At 79.1% G+C, this 297-nt stretch carries 1 protein-coding gene; it reads right to left on the minus strand.

The annotated features are described in order from the left end of the window. Nucleotides 1-297: hypothetical protein (locus tag DW299_RS18820; protein WP_446724780.1), on the minus strand; the 297-nt coding region annotated here is incomplete at both ends.

A 297-nucleotide genomic window follows, 5' to 3' on the forward strand; every position in this document is an offset into this window, starting at 1 on the left:
GCCGCCGAGAGCCGACGCAGCAGCGGGCCGACCAGCCGCACGCAGACCGCGACCAGCCACGGGCCGAGCAGCCCCAGCGCGACGATCAGCATCAGGGCGGCACCCGCCGAGGCGCCGACGGCCGCATCCCCGCGCACCACCAGCGGCACGGTCGAGACCGAGACCCCGGCGGCGGCGAACACGATCCCGGCGATGATGCGCGGCAGGCCGATGGGTCCCGGCCCGGTCGACGACTCGCGCAGCGCCTCGATGGGGTCCAGGCGCGCGGGGCGCCGCGCCGCGATCCGGGCCGCGCCC

It is taken from the genome of Microbacterium sp. K35, from assembly GCF_004794375.1.
GTDB lineage: Bacteria > Actinomycetota > Actinomycetes > Actinomycetales > Microbacteriaceae > Microbacterium > Microbacterium sufflavum.